Origin of the sequence: Geomonas propionica (assembly GCF_016458235.1) — a bacterium.
Taxonomy (GTDB): Bacteria; Desulfobacterota; Desulfuromonadia; order Geobacterales; family Geobacteraceae; genus Geomonas; species Geomonas propionica.
In genome coordinates, this window is sequence record NZ_JAEMHK010000008.1 from 40,065 (window position 1) to 61,497 (window position 21,433).

Consider the following 21,433-nt stretch of genomic DNA (forward strand, 5'->3'; position numbering starts at 1 on the left):
ACACTTCTTCTACAGTGTGCCCTTCAGATTTTTCTTTTTGTGTCGATGATGTAAGACAAAGTTGTCAAGCTGTGTATAATATTCCACGATAACTGCCGAATATCCTTCGCACTGAGAGAACCTGCAGTACATGATGCCTGGGAAAACAGGCATTTAGAAGTGGGCATGAATCGTGTAATTCCATTGTGAAAGCTACCGCCAAGTTTCTGGAGTCACCATGAAATACCGGCTTTTCCCGCTGTACCTGTTATTGTCCATCCTGATGACCGCTCCTGCGGCCCTCGCCGAAGATGCTAAGCCCGCCACGGAAAACCTCGATCAGCTGGTGCAGGCTGCCCTGGCCAACAACCCGGAACTGAAGTCCACATCGGCGCGCTGGGAGATGTACAAGAGCCGCATCAGGCAGGCGGGGGCCCTGGAAGACCCGATGCTGATGTTGAAGCTGCAGAACATGATCGTCACCGATCCGCTCAGCTTCAACAAGGACTCCATGACCCAGAAGGTGGTGGGCATCAGCCAGTTGATCCCGTTCGCCGGCAAGCGGAAACTGAAGGAAGACATCGCATCGGCGGAGGCGGAGACCTACCGTTGGAGCGTCGAGGAGCGCAAACTCGAACTGACCCGGATGGTGCGCGAGGCATACTACCAGGTCTACTTTACCGACAAGTCCCTGACCATCATCGAGAAAAACATCAAGATCCTGGACGACTTCATCACCCTGGCCCAGACCAAGTATTCCGTCGGGCAGGGGGCGCAGCAGGATATCTACAAGGCGCTTATTGAACGCTCCAAGATGCTGGACATGAAGATCTCGCTGGAGCAGCAGCGCCGAAGCCTCGAGGTGAGCCTCAACTCCTTGTTGAACCGCCCCCAGAGCACCAAGGTCGGTACCGTCCCGGACTTCAAGCTGGCCCCCCTCAACTACACCCCGGAACAGTTGGTCGACCTCGCCGAGGAGAACCGGCCGCAACTTAAGTCGGTGAAGGCGCAGATCGAGAAGGGGAGGGCGGGGCACCTGCTGGCACAGAAGGAATCCTACCCCGACTTCAACGTCTCCTTCGAATACATGCAGCGCCAGAAGGCCATGGGCAGCGACGGTTCCGACATGTATTCGCTGGGCGTCACCTTCAACCTCCCCATCCAAAAGGAGCGGCGCGCTGCCATGCGGGCCGAGTCCTCCTCGGAAATCAACATGGCCAGCGAGGAGCTGAACGGCGCGCGCAACACCATCTCATCGGGGGTGAACGACCTACTGGCGCAGATGGAGCGGCGCAGGAAGCTGATCGACCTGTACCTCACCGGCATCATCCCGCAGGCGGAACAGTCGCTGGAGTCGGCGGTGATCGGCTACCGGGTTAACAAGGTCGACTTCCTTACCCTGCTGGACAACCGGGTCACCCTGTTCAATTACGAGCGCGAATACTACGACTCGATGACGGATTACCAGATGAAGCTGGCCCAACTCGAAGCGCTGGTGGGCAAAGATCTGCAGTAATCCCTGCAAAGTGAAATTTATTACCCCGCGAGGTACTTACTCATGAATAAAAGCGTGAAGGTCGCAGTTCCCATCATCCTGATCCTGGTAGCGGCGGCTGCCGGCGGCGGATACTATCTGTACCACCAGAAGCACCAGGCCCCGGCCGGCAAGGAAAAGGCGGCCCAGGGACAGGTGCTCTACACCTGCGCCATGCATCCCTTCATCATCAAGGACAAGCCGGGAACCTGCCCCATCTGCGGTATGCAGCTGATCAAGAAGGTGGAGGGGGCCCAGGCGAACGCCGCGGAGCAAAAGATGCTTGGGCACGTTTCCCTCTCGCCGACCCAGTCGGTGATGGCCAACGTAGCCACGGTGCCGGCCGATTACGCGCCGCTGTCCAAGGAGATCAATGCCGTAGGCATCGTGCAGTACGACCAGTCCAGGCAGGCCAAGGTGACCGCCTGGGTCGCGGGCCGTATCGACAAGCTGAATGTGAGCACCGTGGGCGCCTTCGTTTCCAAGGGGAGGCCGGTGGCTGAGATTTACTCGCCGGACCTGGTGGCCGCGCAGCAGGAATATCTCCTCGCGCTCAGAAGCCGCGACCAGTTCAAGAAGTCGAGCATCGACGCCATCTCGCAAGGGGGCGAGGGTCTGGTGGCCTCGGCGCGCCAGAGGCTGAAACTCCTGGGGGTTAAGGACGAGCAGATCGCGGGATTGGAGAAGGCGGGACACCCCAACATCAAGCTCCCCATCTACACGCCGCTCTCCGGCGTCGTGATCGAGAAGGTGGTCCAGGAAGGACAGTACGTGAACATGGGCGACCCGCTCTTCAACATCGCCGACCTCTCCACCGTCTGGGTGGATGTCGAGGTGTACGAGAACGAATTCAGCTTCGTGAAGATGGGGCAGCGGGTGGAGATCGTTTCGCAGTCCTACCCCGGCAAGATCTTCTCCGGGCGCGTCTCCTTCATCTACCCCTTCCTCGATCCCAAGACCCGGACCGTGAAGGTGAGGGTGGCCCTAGCCAACCCGGGGCTCCAGTTGAAACCGGACATGTTCGTGAACGCCTCCATCAAGGCGCCGCTGGGCAAGGCACTGGTGATCCCGGCAACCGCGTTGATGGACACCGGCAAGCGGCAGGTGGTCTGGGTCGAATCCCAGCCCGGCATGTTTGAGCCGCATGACGTGCAGGTGGGCGCCCGCGTAGGGGATAAGGTACAGATCCTCTCCGGCCTCAAACAAGGTGACAAGGTGGCGGCTTCCGGCGGCTACCTGATCGACTCCGAATCGCAGCTTGCCGGCGGCAGCGGTGGCGGCGGTCACGAAGGGCACGCCGGCGGGTCCGCAACTCCGGCCGCACCGGGAGCCGCAGGAGAGCACCAGGGCCACGGTGCCCCGGCAGCACCCGCCGCGCCCAAGAAGGGCGGCGGGTTGGATATGGGCGACATGAAGATGTAGTTGTTGGAATTACTATGAGCACTGAGGTTTTACATGATTGAAAAGATCATCGAATATTCCGCCCGCAACCGGGTGATAGTGCTGATGCTGTTCGCCCTGCTGATCGCCTGGGGCGTCTGGGCGGTCTACAACACGCCGGTCGATGCGATACCGGATCTCTCCGACAACCAGGTCATCGTCTTCACCGATTACCCGGGGCGGTCGCCGCAGGTGGTCGAGGATCAGGTTACCTATCCGTTGGCGGTGAACCTGCAGGGGCTGCCGCAGGTCCGCGCCGTGCGCGCCTCCTCCGCCTTCGGCTTCTCCATGATCTATGTGATCTTCGAGGACAAGGCGGACATCTACTGGGCCAGGACCCGCGTTCTGGAGCGGCTGAACTACGCCGCCAGCCTGCTGCCGCAAGGCGTCGTGCCGACGCTTGGCCCGGACGGCACCGGTGTCGGCCACGTCTTCTGGTACACCCTGGAAGGTAAGGGATACGACCTGGAGCAGCTGCGGACCCTGCAGGACTGGTTCGTGCGCTACCAGCTGAACACCGTTCCCGGCGTGGCCGAGGTGGCCTCCATCGGCGGCTTCGTGCGCGAGTACCAGGTCGACCTCGACCCGAACCGCCTCTTCGCCTACAACATCAAGGTGGGGCAGGTGGCCGAGGCGATCAAGAAGTCCAACAACGACGTGGGCGGCAGGCTTCTGGAGCAGGCCGACGCGGAGTACCTGATCCGCGGTCGCGGCTACGTGAAGTCCACCGCTGACCTGGAGGACATCGTGGTCGGCGCCGACATGCGCGGCACCCCCATCTACGTGAAGAACCTGGGTACGGTGCAGTTGGGCGGCGCCATCCGGCGCGGCATGCTCGACATGAACGGGCAGGGCGAGGCCGTGGGCGGCATCGTGGTCATGCGCTATGGCGAGAACGCGAAGGACGTCATCGACCGGGTCAAGGAGAAAATTGTCTCCCTGGAGAAGGGCCTCCCTCCCGGCGTCAAGATCATGGTTTCCTATGATCGCAGCGACCTCATCGAGCGCGCCATCCACACGTTGAAATCCTCCCTCATGGAGGAGTCCATCGTCGTGTCGCTGGTCATCCTGGTGTTCCTGCTCCACTTCCAGAGCGCCCTCGTGATCGTGCTGACGCTTCCCATCGCCGTGCTGTTTTCCTTCATCACCATGAAGCTTATGGGGGTGTCGTCCAACATCATGTCGCTGGGCGGCATTGCCATCGCCATCGGCGTATTGGTGGATGCCGGCGTCATCATGGTGGAGAACTGCTACCGGCACCTCTCCGAGATGCCTCCCGAGGAGCGGCGCGAAAAGCGCCTGGACGTGATCATCGCCTCGGCCAAGCAGGTCGGCCGCGCCATCTTCTTCTCGCTGGCCATCATCATCCTCTCCTTCGTGCCGGTATTCCTGCTCGAAGGACAGGAAGGGAAGATGTTCCACCCGCTCGCCTTTACCAAGACCTTCTCCATGATGGGATCGGCCTTCATCGCCATCACCCTGGTGCCGGTGCTGATGTACTACTTCATGCGGGGCAAGATGCCGCCGGAGAGCTCGAACCCGGTCTCCACCTTCTTCATCAAGCTCTATTCGCCGGTGATCCGGTGGGTGCTCAAGTGGAAGAAGACCACCATCGCGCTGAACGTGATTGCGCTCGCCATCGCCATCCCGATGTTCGTAAGTATCGGCAGCGAATTCATGCCTCCGCTTGACGAAGGCTCGCTCCTCTACATGCCGGTGACGCTGCCCAACATCTCCATCAACGAGGCCAAACGGTTGATCCAGGTGCAGGACACCGTGATCAAGAGCGTCCCCGAGGTGGAGCACGTGCTGGGCAAGGTCGGGCGCGCCGAGACCTCCACCGATCCGGCACCGGTCTCCATGTTCGAGAGCATCATCATCCTCAAGCCCAAGGACAAGTGGCGACCTGGCGTGACCAAGGCCGACATCGTGTCGGAGCTGGACAGCAAGTTGCAGCAGATCGGGGTCAGAAACGGGTGGACCCAGCCCATCATCAACCGCATCAACATGCTCTCCACCGGCGTGCGAACCGACCTGGGGGTCAAGATCTTCGGCGCCGACCTGAACGTACTGAAGGATCTGGCGGTGCAGGCCGAGGGGATACTGAAAACGGTGCCGGGTGCGGCGGACGTGGTCGCGGAGAGGGTAACCGGCGGCAACTACATCGACATCGACATCGACCGCGAGGCGGCGGCACGTTACGGCGTCGCCGTGGGGGATATCCAGGAGGTCATATCCACGGCCCTTGGCGGTGAGATGCTCTCCACCTCGGTGGAAGGGCGCAACCGCTTCCCGATCCGCCTGCGCTACATGCGCGAGATGCGCAGCGACATCCCGTCCATCCAGCGCATCCTGGTCTCCGGCATGGAGGGGGCACAGGTGCCGCTCTCGCTGGTGACCAAGCTGAAGGTTTCCACGGGCGCGCCCGAGATCAACAGCGAAGGCGGCCTGTTGCGCTCCATCGTCTTCTTGAACGTGCGTGGCCGCGACATGGGGGGCTTCGTCAACGAGGCGAAGACCGTGCTCGAAAAACAGATGAAACTTCCTCCGGGCTACTACGTCGCCTGGTCCGGTCAGTGGGAGAACCAGGTGCGCGCCAAGGCGCGGTTGCAGATGCTGGTTCCCGCCGGGATCCTGATCATCTTCATCCTGCTCTATTTCACCTTCCACTCGGCAATCGAAGCGAGCATGGTCATGCTCTCGGTACCCTTCGCACTAGTCGGCGGAGTCTACCTGGTGAAACTGCTCGGGTACAATATGTCGGTCGCGGTCTGGGTCGGCTTCATCGCCCTGTACGGGATCGCCGTTGAGACAGGGGTGGTCATGGTCATCTACCTGCACGAGGCGCTGGATAAGAAGCTCTTGAAAGGGCCGGTTACCGAGCAGGACATCTACGACGCCACCTTCGAGGGTGCGGTGCTCAGATTGCGGCCGAAGCTGATGACCGTGGCGGTGGCCCTGATCGGCCTGGTTCCCATCATGTGGTCCTCCGGCACCGGTGCCGACGTGATGAAACCGATCGCGGCGCCCATGATCGGCGGCATGATATCTTCCGCTGTGCACGTGCTCATCATGACCCCGGTGATCTTCGTGCTGATGAAGAAGCACGACCTGAAAAAGGGAAAACTGAAGTACTCGGGGATGAAGCACTAGCGGAATATGCTACTAACCAAGTAGAATATTCTGCAGGTTGCTGCGCTTGATTGCCGTAAGACCATGCAGAAATGGCACCTTAGCTCTTGGCACACCGCGTGCTTAATCAATAATAAGTTTATTTTTCACCCAAAAGGAGAATCACTTATGAAGAAACTCATCGTTCTGGTTGCCGCCGCACTCGCTCTGACCGCCCCGATCGCTTCCTATGCTATGGACCACGGTTCCATGGATATGGGGCACGGCGATATGAAGATGAACCATGATATGGGCGCCGTCGCTCACCAGGAAGTTGTCAACGGCGTGAAGGCCACCTTCAAGGTCATGAGCATGAAGGAGCACATGGCCGCCATGAAGATGGAACTTCCCAAAGGGATGAAAGAGACCCACCACATCGCCGTAGAGTTCAAGGATGCCAAGACCGGCAAGCCGATCACCGAAGGCGAGGTGAAGGCCAAAATCCAGGGGCCGGACAACGCCGAGCAGACCAAGGAACTGATGGGCATGCAGGGCCACTTCGGCGCAGACTTCGACCTCTCTAAGAAGGGCAAGTACGGCGTGATGGCCAAATTCAAGCTGAAAGACGGCCAGGTACGCACCTCGAAGTTCTGGTACACCGTCAAGTAGTTCAGAGTGGGCGGCTCCGTAGGCGGAGCCGCCCTTGGTTTTCCTTTCCCTCCTGCGTTTTCCAGTCCTCTTCAACCGTCATAGTCTCGCTTGGTTCGCCCTGTAAGTATAAGTTATCGAACTATAAGAATTATCGACTGGCGTTTTTCTCTAAAATATCTTAGAGGATACTTACCATGACCACAGATACCCTCATCAGAACCGTTCGCACCATGTCACTCTTTCTGCTCGTTGCCTTCTTTGTCGGATGCACGTCCCGCCAGGAGCCTCCTGCTGAAGCGAAGGGGAGGGTGAACGCCACCGCCGCCTTTGTGAAGTCCTTCGGCCCGGTACCGCCGGTGGACAAGGGTACCTGCTATGGCTTCGTCATCTATTTCCCTTCCGCAAAAGAAGCGGGAAAAGTGCTGCCATTTCCGTTCTTCACCTTCGACGAGGCAAGTCTCAAGAAGGTGGCGCTCGGCAAACTGGTCGCGGGTATGGGCGATCAGAAAGCATATCAGGGCGAACTGGCTCAGCCGTTCCCGGCGGGCAGCCGCGTCCTTGAAGTATCGGAAACCGCCGGCACGGTCACCGTCAATTTCAGCAAGGAAGTGAATTCGGCCAAGGAGCAGCAACAACAGGCACTGGTGAATGCAGTGGTGCTGACCTTGCGTCAGTTCACCGGCGTGACCAAGGTCGTTATCAAGGTCGAGGGTGCGGAAAATTCACTTGAGAAGCTGGTCGCGAAGACCGATGAGAGTGCCGTGCTTCCTCTCGCGCCGCCGAGGCTTTTGGGAGTGGTCGGCATGAAGGAGAAGGGCGCCGCCAATGTCGAGGAGATCGACGCCTTCTTCGACCGCCCGGTGGACATCAAGGAACTTACATTGTCCGGTACCGACGGGAAGAAGATAGAGGGGGATATCTTTCAATCGGTCTTTGACATGGCGGGTGTCCTCAAGTCCAAGACTCCGCTATCACTTCAAGAGGGTACTCCCGTCAAGATACATTGGCGGGTCACCGACAAGCTGGGACGAAGCGCATCGGGTGATGGCGAAATCCCGCTGGAAATCAGACAACACTGACAGGAGCAATTATGTATAAGGGCATGACAATCGTCGCCGCTGCCTTTTTGCTGAGTTACGCCGTGGCGGACGCCCACGAGAACCATGAACACGTTAAGCACCACACTGACGTCCAGATGGCGAAGCTGCACAAGATGATGCCCCGGTATGCAAAGGCCCAGGCGCTGATCCAGGCTTCGTTGGAAAAGGGCGATGTGAAGGGGGTGGTCAAGCAGGCCGATTACATTCTCTCCACGACGGCCGATCTGAAGAAGTCGACTCCTCACAAAAATGTGGAGAAACTAAATGAATTCCAGGGGCTCGCCGGCGACCTCGAACATGACATCAGGGGCCTTGCCGATGCGGCGAAGAAAGGCGACTTGGAAGGCGCCAGGGCGGCCTTTGCCTCCGCTGCAAGACAGTGCAATTCCTGCCATGCCAAGTTCCGGTCCTAGCTATGTCCTCAGCTAGCAGCATGTGGCGGTAATGTATGTTCAGGAAAGCGATCTTGCTCTTAGGCGTCGCCGTCACCTGCTGTTTGCTCTGGTTCGCAGTCTACGACTACCGTCAAGCTGGGCCTATAGCCAGGGAAAACCTGCGCGGGCTCGCCTTGTCGCTCACTACCGCCATAGAAAAACTGGCAGCCAACGATCCCTCCCTGGAAACACTGCACTCCTTCCATCCCCCCGATGTCGCCTACTTCGCCCTGGTCGACCGCCGGGGCGTTTACCGCTTCCATTCCAATCATGATCTGGTCGGAACGACTGTTGCTCATGGCTCGGCCAAGGAGAGCGCGCTTTTGAACTGGTCCGAGACCAGTGTCGTTCTCGGCACCGGCGAACGCGCCTACCAGTTCGCCTCGCCGGTGAACGTGTCCGGGGAGCCGTTTCTCCTGGTGCTCACCCTGCACACGTACCGCTCTGACGCGGTGACACGCCGAGCCAGGCTCAACATGACCATCGTGGTCGCACTGGTCGTGGTCGGGTGGCTGCTGAGCCTGGGGTTGTCGCGATATGCGCGGCGCCAGGAGCGCCATGAGGAGGAACTGGCGCGCAGGGAGGCGTTGGCTAAACTTGGGGAAATGGGGGCCATGCTTGCCCACGAAATCCGGAACCCGTTGGCGGGCATCAAGGGATTCGCCCAGGTTATCGCCGCGAAGCCCCAGGAGTCACGTAACGGTGCCTTCGCCCAGAGCATCGTCACCGAGGCTGTCCGCCTGGAAAGCCTGGTCAGCGAGCTCCTGCTCTATGCCGCTCACGAGCCCGGCACCCCAAACGATTTCCTCCTTGCCCCACTTATCGAGCACACCGTTTCCCTGTGCGGACCAGATGCCGGTAACGGTAACGTCGGCATCACCTTGAACTGCCCGGCAGATCTGCTGGTTCGCTGCAACAGGGACAGGATCGAGCAGGCGCTACTGAACCTTGTCCATAACGCCCTTCAGGCCATGGCACAGGGAGGCGAGCTCTGCGTGATTGCGGCGCCTTCCGGCAAAAACGCCGTCATCACGATTGAGGATAACGGGCACGGCATAGCCGAGGAACACCTCCCGCTCGTCTTTGAACCATTTTTCACCACCAAATCCAGGGGAACCGGGTTGGGACTCGCCTTGTGCAAGAAAATAGTCGAAGCAAACGGTGGCAAGATCACGCTGAAGAGCAGGGTAGGGGAGGGGACCGTGGTGACGATGGTCCTCCCCCGCGCACGCTGAGGAAATCGAGGAGCTGAAATGAACGGAACCGTGCTGGTTGTCGAGGATGACGATACCTTTCGTGCCTTTATTCAGACCATTTTGCAGGACGAGGGGTACCAGGTGCAGACCGTGGCAGACGGCGTCAAGGCGCTGCGCCTATTGCGGCAAACCGCCTTTGACGTCGTGGTTTCCGATCTGAAGCTGCCCGGGAAGAGCGGGCTCGACCTGTTTCGGGAGACGAGGCCGGACCCGGGCGCGCCTCCCTTCATCTTCCTTACCGCCTTTGGTACCGTTGACGAGGCCGTCGGAGCCATCAAAGACGGGGCGGTTGATTTCCTGACCAAACCACTGAAAGACCCGCAGGCCCTGCTCACGCTGGTGCGACGGACCATCGAGGCTCAGGGGCGGACCCGCGAGTACCTGTCCCTGAAGGAGTCCGAGGCGGCCGGGTTGCCGCCTGAGGAGCTCCTTTTTGCCGGTGAGGCCATGCGCGCCGTGCGGCAGTTGGTTGGGGACGTGGCCGCCACGATGGCCAACGTGCTGATCTATGGCGAGAGCGGCACCGGCAAGGAATTGGTCGCCCGAACCATTCACATGATGAGCCAGAGGAACAAGGGCGCTTTTGTCGCCATAAACTGCGCTGCCATTCCGGATAACCTCCTGGAGAGCGAACTGTTCGGTCACGAGAAAGGTGCGTTTACCGGTGCCATCCAGGCGCGCCAGGGGAAATTCGAGCTGGCCAAGGGGGGGACTATCTTCCTCGACGAGATCGGTGAGATGCCCCTTTCCCTCCAGGCGAAACTGCTGCGCGTGATACAGGAGCGGGCCTTCGAGAGGGTGGGGGGGACCCGGGAGATGAAGGCGGATGTCCGCATCATCGCGGCTACCAACAGGAACCTGCGCGAGGAAGTGGATCAGCGGCGCTTCCGCGAGGACCTGTATTACCGGCTCAACGTCTTCCCGCTGCGGCTTCCGCCGCTTCGAGAAAGGATCGATATTATCGATCTTTTGGCCGAATACTTCGTGCGACGCTTCAGCTCTCAACTCGGCAAGACGCTCAGGGGGATCGAACATGACGCGGTCGCCGCACTACGTCGCTACCATTGGCCGGGTAACGTCCGGGAACTGCAAAACGTGATGGAGCGGGCGGTGATCCTGTCCAGGGATATGGTGCGGACGGGTACGCTTCCGGAGGAGATCGTGTTCGTCTCTCAAGGCGGACAAATGGACAGCAGGGAATGCCTGAAAGGGGCGGAACGCGACCTGATCGCGCGGGCAGTTGCGAAACATGGCGGGAACCGCAGGCTTGCCGCGCAGGAACTCGGTATATCCCGCCGGTCATTGCAGTACAAGCTTAAGGAATACGGCTTTCTCGACGAGGGATAAGTGGTGCAATGGAGGCCTGCGGCGGTGCAAAAAAATGCACACTAGACGCCGCTTCGGTCCGACTCCGAGTTCCCCGCCTGACGATATTCCGGTGCTTTACGAAGTTCGCCACGACTGGCACGAACCGTGATACATCTTCACCGTTGACACTACGATAAGGAGGTGGAAGTTTTGGAAACGGAGCGTTGCTCGGGGAACTGTGACCGGAAATACGGGGGAGTGATGAAAGTAATGGCGATGGTTTTGATAGTGGCGGGATTCGCGCTGCTGACTGGGTGCTGCATGATGCATCCGATGTGGTGACCAACCGGAAGGACGGTGAATTGTTATGGCGGGGTGGCGTCTTGTTGTCATGATTATTGTTTTGCTCCTGAACGGGCTGTGGCTCGGGGATGCTTCCGCGGGCTTTCTCGGTTTCGGTCCGGACGACAAGGGGAAAAGCGGTCTCGACTTCAACCGAGGCTACGACCTCAATACCGTGGGGAGCGTATCGGGTCGAGTCATCGCCCAGCCGCACCAGGTGGAAAACGAGCAGTACATAGTGAAGGTACAAACGGCATCGGGCACGTTAAACCTGAGCGTCGGGCCCGGCTCGTACTGGCGGAAAAACGGGATAGCGGTACGGGTAAACGACGAGGTCAGCGCCAAAGGCGCCAAGGCGCAGGGGCTTGACGGAGAGAATTACCTACTGACCCAGAAGTTGGTGAACAAGACCACGGGAGCCGCTGTCGAACTGCGCAGCGAGAGCGGCGATCCGGCATGGTCGAGCAAAGGAGCCGGGGCCGGCATGCGCTCGCAGGACAACCGGTTCGGCACCGGTATGGGTGGTGGTTTCATGCGGGGCGGCGGCACGATGGGCGGCGGCATGATGCGACGCTAGTGGCTTGAGCCGGGTGGCTCCACGAGGTGACGATGTTCAAAAAAGGTGTTTACCGCAAGATAGTTGGCTTTTCCGCGCTGGCGGGGTGTTTGCTGCTGCCCGGGCAGGTTCGGGCCGAGGGGCCGGCGCTTTCGGCTTCCTTGGGGTTCGAGTTCGCCTCTGGTGATTACGGCACGAGCACAAGAACGCAGTCCATCTACCTTCCGCTCACCTTGGCGTTCGCCGCCACCGAACGGCTCGGCTTTTCGCTCGAAATACCCTACGTCTATCAGAGCAACTCGGCGGTGAATACCGGCGTTCTCCTCGGCTCGGGTGGACAAATGGCTGGGATGCAAAAGGAAGTGGCCGCCATGAATGGGGGGCATGGGGGTAGCGGCTCGATATCCTCCGCCACCCCGGGCAACTACGGTAGATCCGCGAGCGGCCTGGGCGACATCACCGCCAAGGCCGGTTACATCCTGGTGCCGGAAGGTGAGCTCATGCCGCGAGTCCGTCCCTACCTTTTCGTCAAGTTCCCGACGGGGGATGAGAACAAGGCGCTGGGCACCGGAGCCTTCGACGAAGGAGGCGCGGTTGAATTCTTCAAGCAGTTGGACAGGTGGTACACCTTCACCGAGGCGGGTTATACCTTTCAGGGGCATTCGTCGGTGCTGCCCTTGAAGGATTACTTCAGCTTCAACGCGGGAATTGGCTATGCGGTAACGGATGCGTTGCTCCCCATGCTGGTGGTCAAGACCTCGACGGCGCCGATCGAGGGAGCTAGCCAACTGGTGGAAACCCGCCTCAAGCTGAAATATCTGGTCACCGGCCGGACTAGCATCGAAGGGTACGTCGGTAAAGGCTGGACCCGCAGCAGTGCCGACTACGGCAGTGGCCTCGCGATCTCTTACGAGTTTTGAAAATATCTTTCAGTGGTAGAAGAGGAGGCGTTACTATGAAACGACAAGTTATTGCGGCAGCGGCGGCAGTCATGGCGGTCGGTATGCTGGCAGGGTGTGGCGGAGGCTCCTCCTCCACCTCGGCCAAGGTAGCCGGTAAGGTGGCGGACGGATACCTGGAGAAGGCGACCGTCTTCCTCGACAAGAACAACAACTATCGTCTCGATGAAGGCGAGCCCAATACCCAAACCGACGCCAATGGCGCCTATACGCTCACCGTGGATCCCGCCGATATCGGCAAGTACCCGATTGTCGCCCTGGCCGTCAAGGCCGTCACCATCGACCACGATACCGGCCTCTCCGTGGCACACAGTTACCTGTTGAGCCTTCCTAAGGACAGCGTCTCCGGGACGGTGAGCAGCAACTTCATCAGCCCCATCACGACTCAGGTACGCGAGATGATGGAGACCGGCAACTACACCATGGACCAGGCCATGGACCAGCTGCACCAGAAACTGAACCTTTCCCAGAATACCAACCTGATGGCGGACTACATGGCAGGGGCAGGGCAGAACCAGACGCTCCATGCCACCGCCCAGAATATGGCAACCCTGATGGGGGGGCAGATGGGGCTGGTGTACCAGGCGGGGAGTGATACCGTGGTGGACGTCAACCGTTACCGCGGCATGATGGGGGCGATGTTCAGTAACATGTCATCGGTGCGGGCCGCCACCACAGACGCGGACATGAAGCTGTTGATGGACCAGATGTCCTCGGACCTCAACACCATCATGATCGGGCAACCGTTCCACAACATGTCATCCTACTTCGGCGGCATGATGGGGGGCGGGAGGATGATGGGCCAATAGCAGATTGAAAAGCGGCATCCTCAGTACAAGTGGGGGATGCCGCTCTCCGATTTCACGCTCCGTCTAAGACCTCTCGCACCTTGGCGGCCAGCGTCTGCATGGTGAACGGCTTTTGCAGGAAACACATGTCCTCGTCTACCTTGCCCCGCTCCGCGATCACATCGGCAGTGTAACCAGACATGAACAGGCACTTCAGACCGGGCCGGCTTTGCAACAGCCGCTCGGAGAGGTCCCGGCCGTTCATGCCGGGCATAATGATGTCGGTAAGGAGCAGGTCGATCTCCTTGCTGCGATCGGACGCGATATTGATCGCCTGTTCCGGTGAGCCTGCGGCATAGACGGTGTAGCCTAACTGGGACAGGATGGTTGTCCCTATTTCCATAATGGCGGGTTCGTCCTCGACCACGAGTATGGTTTCGGTTCCCCCCACCGGCCTTTCCCCCTCCGGCTTCGCTTCCTGGGCGACCTCGTGTACTGAAGGGAGATAGATCCGGAAGGTGGTACCGTGACCCGGTTCACTGACCACCTCGATGTTGCCGCTGTTTTGCTTGACGATGCCGAACACGGTGGCGAGGCCCAGGCCGGTGCCGCGTCCTAGTTCCTTGGTGGTGTAGAAGGGCTCGAAGATGCGGTCCATTACCTCTGGCGTCATGCCCCGTCCGCTGTCGGAGACCACCAGCATCACGTAGTCGCCGGGAATGAGGTCGGTCATCCGTGCCTGATCGTGCAGGTCGAGCGTGACATTCTGGGTTTCGATCTCTATCTTGCCGACCCCGGCGATAGCGTCGCGCGCGTTGACGCAGAGGTTCGCCATGACCTGATCCAGTTGCGACGGGTCGATGCGGATCTTACTGACGTTGAAGCCGGGCGACCAGGACAGGTCGATGTCTTCCCCGATCAGGCGATGCAGCATCTTGAGCATCCGGGCGATAGTCTCGTTCAGGTCGAGAACCTTCGGCTCGGCGTGCTGTTGACGGGAAAAGGCAAGCAGTTGCCTGGTGATGTCGGCCGAGCGGTTGGCCGCGTCCAGTATTTCCTTGAGGCGGTCGCGCATCTCGCCCGAGGTGTCGATGCGCAGGAGCGCCAGCTCGGCATGGCCGATGATGACCCCGAGCATGTTGTTGAAATCATGCGCCACGCCGCCGGCCAACTGGCCCACGGCCTCCATTTTCTGGGATTGCGCCAACTGCTGCGCCAACCCCCGTTTTTCCGCCTCTATCTCGGCTTTCTCGGTGACGTCTCGTATCACCAGCACCATGCCCGCCAGCTGCCCCGAACTGTCGATGATGGGGGCGCCATTGGCCGTAACGGTGCGCAGGGTGCCGCTCCTGGAATGGAGATGGTGCTGGCCTGTCAGTTCGAGCGTCCGCCTTGCCGCCAGGACTGAGCTTAGTTGAGTCATCACTTCCGTGTATTCCGCATCGCTGCCCAGCTTCAGCACCTGCCCAAGTTCCATCCCTTTTGCTTCGTCTTCGCGCCAGCCGGTTAGCTGTTCCGCGATCTGGTTCAACAGCATGATCCTGTTGCCGGTATCCGTCGCGATAACCGCATCTCCGATGGATTGCAGGGTGACGGTGAGACGTTCCTGCTCCGCAAGCAGGCGTTGTTCCGCCTCCCTCAGTTCGGTCGATGAATGGTTCAGCGCATCGGCCAAGAGATCGATCTCGTAGACTCCGCGCCGCACCGAAACCTGGGCTCCCTTTCGGTCCTGAAGTTCCTGGGCGAACAGGCTCAGCTCCCGTACCGCTTGCAACGGGCGCTTTACCACCATGATCATCAGCAGCGTGCCGACCATGATCCAAAGCGCCCCGATCTGTAGGCTGCTGTTCCAGGTCGCCTTCTGTAGTTGGGTTGCGGTCGTGAGGGTGAGGGCCATCCTGACCCAACCGAGGTGGGTGCCTGCGAAGATGGGGGCCCAGCTCACCAACTGGTCTCCTTCGCGCCAGAGAGACGGTTCCGCCTTACGGGGGACTGCTATTGCCCTGGTGTCGTAGCTCAGTTTAGGAGGTGCGCCACGCAAGGGACGCTTGATGTTGCAAAGAACATGGCCATCCGGTTCGGTCACTTGGATGGAAAGGACGTCGGGCATGCTGGCCGCGTTCATCATGTGGGATTCCAGCCCCGCGTACTCCTTGGTGACGATGAAGGTGGCCGCGTCATCGGCGTGACTGTGCGAAAGAACCCGGATGTTGTCGGTCAGGGCATTGATGTAGACCGACCGCTGGCTGCTGCCGGTCCACCAACCGTAGACGGCAATCATGGCCGCGAGGATCAGGGCAAGCGAGACAATAATCTTTGTTTCCAGGCGCTTTAGCATTTCAGGTTCCGATTACTTCGCTGGTTTCGGTTGCTGTTTCTCCAGTCGGTCAAAATCGACGTTGGCAAAGAAGGAGTAGTCGCGCTTATAGTCAGCCTTGACCGGTCTGGTCAGTTTCACCGCCTCCAACATCTTGCGTCCCTGCTCCGACTTGTCGAGGTTAAGCAGCGCAGCCGTGACCGCATCTCGAACTTTCTTCGGAATTCGAGGATGTGCCGCCAAGGGGTGAGGGGGGATCTGTGGGGTCTGCATGAGAACCCGGAGTTCATTTTGCATTTCGCGCGCATCTTCCATCATGCTGCTGTCCAGGGTGGCGCCGGCATCGGCCTTGCCGAGCAGGACGCTCTTGGCGACGTTTATGGTGGAACCACTGAACGATACGTTGAAGTCGATATTCTGACCGGTGATAAGGGCGTGGCGCGTGATGACGCTGCAGACGTTTTTAGGTCCCACGATGGCAATCGTCTTGCCTTCCAGGTCTTTCACCTTGGTGTAGGGTGAGTCCTTACGTACGAAGACTTGGCCGCGTAACATGTTGGAACCACGGACTAACGGGATATATTTCTGCTTTTGGTAGGCAAGAAAGAACATGTTTGGAGCGGCATACATGAAATCCGCATCGCCGGCCTGGGTCTGTTCGATAAAGGTCGTTACCTTGTCGTACAGTCTCAGTTCGACCTTGACTCCCAACTCGCGAGACAGATATTCCGCGATAGGAGTCCAGTTTTTGTGGAGGGTAACGGCAGGGAGATTTGGGACAATGGCGAGTGTGTAGCTCTTCTCCGTGGCGCGGGCCAGGCAGGGAAGGGCGGCAAGAAAGAGGATGGCCAAGGTGAGGCAAAATAAATTGTACTTGCAGCGTGTCATACACATCCCTCCAAAGCATTGGCGTTGTGTGATGCTGGCACAGCATTAACTGGAAGAGAATGCTGGAGCGGTTAAGTAATATTGTAAAAACAGGAAATAGCAACAACTGCTGGTGATGGAATGTTCAGACAGCCGTGACCATTTAGAAATGATGTCACACACTGTCTCTTCGGCTGGTTATATAGGTAACTGTAGGCCGAATGTGGGTGGAGCAACAAGGCGGGAAGGATACGCGAGGGGACGAACGAGAGAACTCAATGAATGAACAACGAACGCCGCGAACGAACGAACACTCGGCGGAAGTAAAAGAATCTTAGGGATTTTTTGTATGTTCTTGAAATGATTAAGGTGTATGGTTAGATTCCAATCATTTATTTCAAAAAAGTTAGAAGCAAAAGTGTGACAAAAAGTAAAGCGGAAGAAAATAATCGACAGGAGATAGACTATGCGCTTGTCGCGAATTGAGTGGATCTTTCGTACGTGCGGCCAATTGGGGGTAGAGCAAGGTCTATGGGTGGCATGCTTTTTCATGAACATGAAGCATCGCGTTCCCTTCAGCCATACGAACCGATCCTTGTGCAGCCCCAAAGGCAAAGATTGCACCATTGGGGGCGTTGGGGAAGTCATGGCTGCCGTAGACGAGAGCTTGCCTCGCCACACACATATCGGGCCATCCCCCGAAAACAGCGCCGAAAGCGCGCAGCAGCGCAATGGCCGTGGGTGTGATGGTTTCGCCGTCCCCGGGGAATCGACAAACAGATATGCCGTCCAATAGCTCAAGAACTGCGGGCGCTGGAACAGGAAGGACGCCGTGGGCGCAGGTTACAAAGCCGTCGGCCAGCGGCAGTGGGCTTACCACAAACCGTCCAGGAGCAAGGCGAGTAAAGAGCTCCGCGGCCAGGCAGATATCGAGGATACTATCGAGCGCCCCGACCTCGTGGAAGTGCACCTCCTCCGGACTCATGTCATGAACCGCAGCCTCGGCTCGAGCTAGCAGCGTGAAGGCGTCTATGGCCAATTGCTTAGCCTGATCGGTGAGGCCGCTTTGGGAGACGACAGTGCAGATATCGCGTAGCGTCCGGTGCTGATGCTCCTCGGGAAGTGCGACGGTAGCTGTCCAGCCTGTGACTTGGTTTACCTTCCGTTTGGTCAGGCGTAGTGTTCCTGTCAGCTCGGGTAGAATTGCGCCGAGCAGTCGGTCGATCTCATCCTCGCTAAGTTTGGCAATCCGCAACAGTCCCGCCACCAGCATATCTCCAGACAGACCGGAATGTGCCCGTACAGTCAAGACTGTTTCACCACACTTCAAGTGGGCGTGGTGGTGTTCTCCTGCATGGCTGTGGTTATGGTGGCGGTCCGTGTGGTTTGTAATTTTCCCTCTCCTCATAATGCGTTGATGACCCTTGCCGCGGCGCAGGCCGCTCCGTACCCATTGTCGATATTCATGATTCCTACACCGGGCGCACAGCTTGAAAGCATGCTGGCGAGCGCAGCCTGCCCTTGGCGAGCTATTCCGTACCCGACCGACGTCGGGACGCCGAAGATCGGCTTAGCGGTGAGCCCACCCATAACACTCAAAAGCGCCGCATCCAGCCCGGCAACAACGATGACCGCATCACAAGAGTTGATTTCATCCAGTCGCTCAGTTAGTCGCCACAGCCCGGCGACTCCGCAGTCTTCGTAAACGTCGCAGCGTATCCCAAGATAGGTAAGGGTGCGGGCTGCCTCCCAGGCCACTGAGCCATCGGCTGTCCCGGCAGAAACCACGGCAACCTTACCCTTGGGTTGCATTGGCAGGGCAGTCCCGAAAGCGGTGCGCGAAAGGGGGTGGTAATCGTAGCCGGACCTGATCATCTCGGGAAGTTCAGCGAACAAGTCGAGGGCAAGGCGGGTGAAAAGAACAGACTGTCCCGATCCTTTAACAAACCGGGACAGCAGTTCAACGAGTGCTTCCCTAGATTTCCCCTCACAGAAAACCGCCTCGGGGAGCCCAATGCGGGCAGTACGGCCGTGGTCGAAAAGAATACTATTCATCTTAAACCCTGATGAGCTCGTAGTGGTCATTGCCCATCCGCAATTCCTTCATATAGGATAACTGGCGTAGGCCTTTACGGGACTCGATCCGTTCCCGGAGGTCGTGAAGTTCAGCCTCCGGCAACCGGTAAACCATATCGATGGATGCTTGCTCCAGTGCGAGCAGGTCGGTAGATGCCAGGATGCCAAGATCGTGCGCCTTGACCGGGGCTGCGCTGGTGCCGGCGCAGTCACAGTCCACGGACATGTTGCGCAGCACATTTACGTACACGATCTTTTTCCCGAAGTGATCCATGGTGGCTTTAGCCGACTCAACCATGTTTTCTTGGAAAGGTTCGCCCTTGAGCCAGAGCTCATATCGAACGTTGTCCGGGGCGCCATGGATCATTTTCTTGCCGACGGTCCCGTCCGCGCAACCTATGGCAATATTCTTGAGAGAACCGCCGTAGCCGCCACTGGCGTGCCCCTTGAAGTGTGTCAGCACCACAAGCGAGTCGTAATTGAGCAGGTTTTTGCCCATCGACATTTCCTTGAAGTGCTTTCCTCCACGCACCGGGAACATCGTCGCCCCGTTCTCGTCCATTATGTCAACGGGACAAAAATTCCAGCCGTTGATCCTGATGGTTTCACGATGATCAGCCGTGGTGAATCTTTTCCCCTTGTAGAGCGTATTGGTCTCGACGAGATTGCTGTTGGGAATGGTCTGCTGGAAGGCTTTTACAATATTTCTAGGCAGGATGTTGGGACCGTGCGGCTCGCCAGTGTGCATCTTGATCCCCACCCTCCCTGAGATATTTCGGTTTACCCGGGAATACACTTTCACGAGGCTTTCGGGAGTAATTTCTTGAGTAAAGAAGACGGGAGCCCTTTCTTCCTGGGCCGCAAAAACTGAGCGCATCCCAGGGACGTTGCAGACGGCAACTGTTCCGAGGGCGAGAGCACCGTTTTGTAGGAACCGACGACGAGAAATATCTTTGGCCATGTAACACCTCCTTTGAATATAGCAGTGGTGCCGATTAAACGGTGTGGGATCGGCTGCTTGTCATTGACACTATGTGCGAAAAAAAAGAAAACGGTTAGCCTGATCCTACGCAATCATTGCCCGATAGTGTTGTTGGCGAGTCGTTGCATTGAATATGTGTTCTACGGTGTGGTGGGGGGAGCATTCATGCTTCCCATGCGGTAACCGGCCAAATCTACAGTGACGTGACGATACCCTAGGCTCCTCAGAGCTACTTCAAGTCCCTCAGGTTGCTCGATGGAAGCCATGATCAGTGCAGGAATTTCGTTCACCGCGACTTCTATACGGGCGATGGCTCCGTGGCTCCTCAGCCGTGCGGAGGGGAAGCCTGCTTGTGCCAATAGTGCTTCTCCTGCTTCAACCCGCCGCAGTTCAGCCTCGTCAACTCTAGTGTCTACTGGCAAACGGGACAAGAGGCATGCCTTTGCCGGTTTATCCCAACCGTCAATACCGAATGTCCTTAGGAGCGAACGGACCTCAGTTTTGGTGAGCCCTGCGTGTAACAGTGGACTTTTGATGCCTAACTCCTTGAGCGCTTTGAAGCCGGGGCGATAATCGTTCAGATCGTCAACGTTTGTCCCTTCCAGCACCTCACTGGCCCTAAGGTCGGTTGCCATTCCCTTGAGTAATGAGAACAGGTGGTGCTTGCACAGGTAGCAGTGGTCCGGCGGGTTGTTGCGGATCACCTCAGGGAAGGGCTGATCCACAACGAGATGCCGGACTCCAGTGAGATCCGCGACCTGCCTCGCTTCTTGGACTTCGGCCTGGGGAACGTAAGGAGGGGCAAGAGTTACTGCTAGAACTTCGTCGCCCAGTGCCTCGCGAGCGGCATAGAGTAAAAGAGTGCTGTCAACTCCTCCCGAAAACGCTACAATTACGCGTTGCATGGTGCGCAGGTTGTCAAGAAGGTCTTCATATTTCTGAAGCATTGGGTCTCCCAATAGTGGTACTTGGATTCTAGCGGCGCGGAAGCCCGAGCCATTCCCGGATCCGGTCCTCTGCGGAGCGAACAGATCCACCCACGATGGGTAGCCCCCGCATTACTGTGGCCCCTGGGCAAACCCTCCGAATATCCTTTTCGCTGCTACCCATGGCACTGCCTTCGTGGGTGCAAAATGGCAGGATGGTTTTTCCTGAGAAATCGTGCTCTTCTAGAAAGGTGAAAACGGCCATTGGCATGGTTCCCCACCAATTGGGAAACCCCAGGTAGATCACCTCGTACCCCGAAATATCCTCCAGGTGTGATGACAGTTCTGGACGTGCATTCTGTTTCAGTTCCTTTTTCGAGACCTCCGTCGTCTCGTGGTAATCAACGGGATATTTCTTTAACGTGTCGATTTTATGGACTGCGGCACCGGTGAGCTTTTGAATGGTCTGAGCGGCAACCTCAGTGTTCCCCACTTCTAGATTAACGATGTCACCTCCGACATAATTGCTGCCGGCGCGCGAATAGTACGCAATCAAGATTTTTCCTTTGTCCATGCGGGCTTCTCCCTCAATTTTTTAGTAGCACCACCGGGGTATCTTTCAGGTCTTCAGGTTATCCTTTGGTGCAGTGTGATATTACCTCAGGAGAGTCGCGCAGTAATATCACGATTCTGTTGGATTATTGCCCGATCCGCTTATTGCGCTGTATGTTGTTGAAAGCTGTATGTGGGGGGGGTAACATGTGGGTAGATTCTGGAATTAGGAAACTGCCTAAGTAAATGAGAAAA

At 58.2% G+C, this 21,433-nt stretch carries 18 protein-coding genes; 11 read left to right on the forward strand and 7 right to left on the reverse strand.

Translation table 11 applies throughout. The features are described from left to right. Nucleotides 1-217: 217 nt before the first annotated feature. The 11 genes from JFN90_RS11765 (at nt 218) to JFN90_RS11815 (ending at nt 13,479) form a co-directional block, all read left to right on the forward strand. Complete coding sequence (locus JFN90_RS11765) at nt 218-1,495, forward strand: TolC family protein (RefSeq protein ID WP_199395313.1); 1,278 nt, start codon at nt 218-220, stop codon at nt 1,493-1,495. 42 nt (nt 1,496-1,537) lie between these two features. Then, a complete protein-coding gene (locus JFN90_RS11770; protein WP_199395314.1) occupies nt 1,538-2,935 on the forward strand; it encodes an efflux RND transporter periplasmic adaptor subunit in 1,398 nt (465 codons plus the stop codon). Between the two features lie 33 nt (nt 2,936-2,968). After that, the gene (locus JFN90_RS11775; protein ID WP_199395315.1) at nt 2,969-6,106 is read left to right on the forward strand and encodes an efflux RND transporter permease subunit; all 3,138 of its coding nucleotides are present in this window, start codon (nt 2,969-2,971) and stop codon (nt 6,104-6,106) included. Between the two features lie 147 nt (nt 6,107-6,253). After that, entirely contained in the window at nt 6,254-6,733 is a 480-nt protein-coding gene (locus JFN90_RS11780; RefSeq protein ID WP_199395316.1) for a hypothetical protein, read from the forward strand. Between the two features lie 176 nt (nt 6,734-6,909). Continuing rightward, a complete protein-coding gene (locus tag JFN90_RS11785; protein ID WP_236018967.1) occupies nt 6,910-7,794 on the forward strand; it encodes a GerMN domain-containing protein in 885 nt (294 codons plus the stop codon). A gap of 11 nt (nt 7,795-7,805) precedes the next feature. Beyond that, nucleotides 7,806-8,228 carry a cytochrome c gene (locus JFN90_RS11790; protein ID WP_199395317.1) on the forward strand — a complete coding sequence of 141 codons (423 nt, stop codon included), beginning with the start codon at nt 7,806-7,808 and terminating at the stop codon, nt 8,226-8,228. Nucleotides 8,229-8,263: 35 nt separating this feature from the next. Beyond that, nucleotides 8,264-9,484 carry a two-component system sensor histidine kinase NtrB gene (locus JFN90_RS11795; RefSeq protein WP_199395318.1) on the forward strand — a complete coding sequence of 407 codons (1,221 nt, stop codon included), beginning with the start codon at nt 8,264-8,266 and terminating at the stop codon, nt 9,482-9,484. Between the two features lie 18 nt (nt 9,485-9,502). Then, entirely contained in the window at nt 9,503-10,852 is a 1,350-nt protein-coding gene (locus JFN90_RS11800) for a sigma-54-dependent transcriptional regulator (protein ID WP_199395319.1), read from the forward strand. A gap of 352 nt (nt 10,853-11,204) precedes the next feature. Beyond that, a complete protein-coding gene (locus tag JFN90_RS11805; RefSeq protein ID WP_236018968.1) occupies nt 11,205-11,732 on the forward strand; it encodes a DNA-binding protein in 528 nt (175 codons plus the stop codon). A 32-nt stretch (nt 11,733-11,764) separates the two neighbouring features. Beyond that, nucleotides 11,765-12,631 carry a transporter gene (locus JFN90_RS11810; protein ID WP_199395321.1) on the forward strand — a complete coding sequence of 289 codons (867 nt, stop codon included), beginning with the start codon at nt 11,765-11,767 and terminating at the stop codon, nt 12,629-12,631. A 35-nt stretch (nt 12,632-12,666) separates the two neighbouring features. Beyond that, nucleotides 12,667-13,479: a hypothetical protein gene (locus JFN90_RS11815; RefSeq protein ID WP_199395322.1), complete on the forward strand. Its 813-nt coding sequence runs from the start codon at nt 12,667-12,669 to the stop codon at nt 13,477-13,479. 52 nt (nt 13,480-13,531) lie between these two features. Here JFN90_RS11815 and JFN90_RS11820 read toward each other — a convergent pair whose 3' ends face one another. The 7 genes from JFN90_RS11820 to JFN90_RS11850 all read right to left on the reverse strand — a co-directional run bounded on the left by JFN90_RS11820 (nt 13,532) and on the right by JFN90_RS11850 (nt 21,200). Continuing rightward, nucleotides 13,532-15,796, reverse strand: a complete 2,265-nt coding sequence (locus JFN90_RS11820) for an ATP-binding protein (RefSeq protein ID WP_199395323.1) — start codon at nt 15,794-15,796, stop codon at nt 13,532-13,534. Nucleotides 15,797-15,808: 12 nt separating this feature from the next. Next, entirely contained in the window at nt 15,809-16,663 is an 855-nt protein-coding gene (locus JFN90_RS11825) for a phosphate/phosphite/phosphonate ABC transporter substrate-binding protein (RefSeq protein ID WP_199395324.1), read from the reverse strand. 508 nt (nt 16,664-17,171) lie between these two features. Further along, nucleotides 17,172-18,050 carry a nickel pincer cofactor biosynthesis protein LarC gene (gene larC / locus JFN90_RS11830; protein WP_268898654.1) on the reverse strand — a complete coding sequence of 293 codons (879 nt, stop codon included), beginning with the start codon at nt 18,048-18,050 and terminating at the stop codon, nt 17,172-17,174. After that, nucleotides 18,047-18,727, reverse strand: a complete 681-nt coding sequence (larB, locus tag JFN90_RS11835; RefSeq protein WP_236018969.1) for a nickel pincer cofactor biosynthesis protein LarB — start codon at nt 18,725-18,727, stop codon at nt 18,047-18,049. Before larB ends, larC begins: the two co-directional genes overlap by 4 nt. After that, nucleotides 18,699-19,679 (reverse strand): DUF362 domain-containing protein, encoded by a 981-nt coding sequence (locus JFN90_RS11840; RefSeq protein ID WP_199395327.1) that lies wholly within the window; start codon nt 19,677-19,679, stop codon nt 18,699-18,701. The genes larB and JFN90_RS11840 overlap by 29 nt, the downstream gene beginning before the upstream one ends. 161 nt (nt 19,680-19,840) lie before the next feature. Continuing rightward, complete coding sequence (gene larE / locus JFN90_RS11845) at nt 19,841-20,647, reverse strand: ATP-dependent sacrificial sulfur transferase LarE (protein WP_199395328.1); 807 nt, start codon at nt 20,645-20,647, stop codon at nt 19,841-19,843. A gap of 28 nt (nt 20,648-20,675) precedes the next feature. Beyond that, nucleotides 20,676-21,200, reverse strand: a complete 525-nt coding sequence (locus tag JFN90_RS11850) for a flavodoxin (RefSeq protein ID WP_199395329.1) — start codon at nt 21,198-21,200, stop codon at nt 20,676-20,678. Nucleotides 21,201-21,433 lie beyond the last annotated feature (233 nt).

Coding starts and splice junctions, on each gene's coding strand:
- larB (WP_236018969.1), bottom strand. CDS start 18,727: ATGACCACTACGAGCTCATCAGGGTTTAAGATGAATAGTATTCTTTTC.
- JFN90_RS11850 (WP_199395329.1), bottom strand. CDS start 21,200: ATGGACAAAGGAAAAATCTTGATTGCGTACTATTCGCGCGCCGGCAGC.
- JFN90_RS11765 (WP_199395313.1), top strand. CDS start 218: ATGAAATACCGGCTTTTCCCGCTGTACCTGTTATTGTCCATCCTGATG.
- JFN90_RS11815 (WP_199395322.1), top strand. CDS start 12,667: ATGAAACGACAAGTTATTGCGGCAGCGGCGGCAGTCATGGCGGTCGGT.
- larE (WP_199395328.1), bottom strand. CDS start 20,647: ATGCTTCAGAAATATGAAGACCTTCTTGACAACCTGCGCACCATGCAA.
- larC (WP_268898654.1), bottom strand. CDS start 18,050: ATGAGGAGAGGGAAAATTACAAACCACACGGACCGCCACCATAACCAC.
- JFN90_RS11795 (WP_199395318.1), top strand. CDS start 8,264: ATGTTCAGGAAAGCGATCTTGCTCTTAGGCGTCGCCGTCACCTGCTGT.
- JFN90_RS11810 (WP_199395321.1), top strand. CDS start 11,765: ATGTTCAAAAAAGGTGTTTACCGCAAGATAGTTGGCTTTTCCGCGCTG.
- JFN90_RS11805 (WP_236018968.1), top strand. CDS start 11,205: ATGATTATTGTTTTGCTCCTGAACGGGCTGTGGCTCGGGGATGCTTCC.
- JFN90_RS11775 (WP_199395315.1), top strand. CDS start 2,969: ATGATTGAAAAGATCATCGAATATTCCGCCCGCAACCGGGTGATAGTG.
- JFN90_RS11820 (WP_199395323.1), bottom strand. CDS start 15,796: ATGCTAAAGCGCCTGGAAACAAAGATTATTGTCTCGCTTGCCCTGATC.
- JFN90_RS11780 (WP_199395316.1), top strand. CDS start 6,254: ATGAAGAAACTCATCGTTCTGGTTGCCGCCGCACTCGCTCTGACCGCC.
- JFN90_RS11840 (WP_199395327.1), bottom strand. CDS start 19,679: ATGGCCAAAGATATTTCTCGTCGTCGGTTCCTACAAAACGGTGCTCTC.
- JFN90_RS11825 (WP_199395324.1), bottom strand. CDS start 16,663: ATGACACGCTGCAAGTACAATTTATTTTGCCTCACCTTGGCCATCCTC.
- JFN90_RS11770 (WP_199395314.1), top strand. CDS start 1,538: ATGAATAAAAGCGTGAAGGTCGCAGTTCCCATCATCCTGATCCTGGTA.
- JFN90_RS11790 (WP_199395317.1), top strand. CDS start 7,806: ATGTATAAGGGCATGACAATCGTCGCCGCTGCCTTTTTGCTGAGTTAC.
- JFN90_RS11785 (WP_236018967.1), top strand. CDS start 6,910: ATGACCACAGATACCCTCATCAGAACCGTTCGCACCATGTCACTCTTT.
- JFN90_RS11800 (WP_199395319.1), top strand. CDS start 9,503: ATGAACGGAACCGTGCTGGTTGTCGAGGATGACGATACCTTTCGTGCC.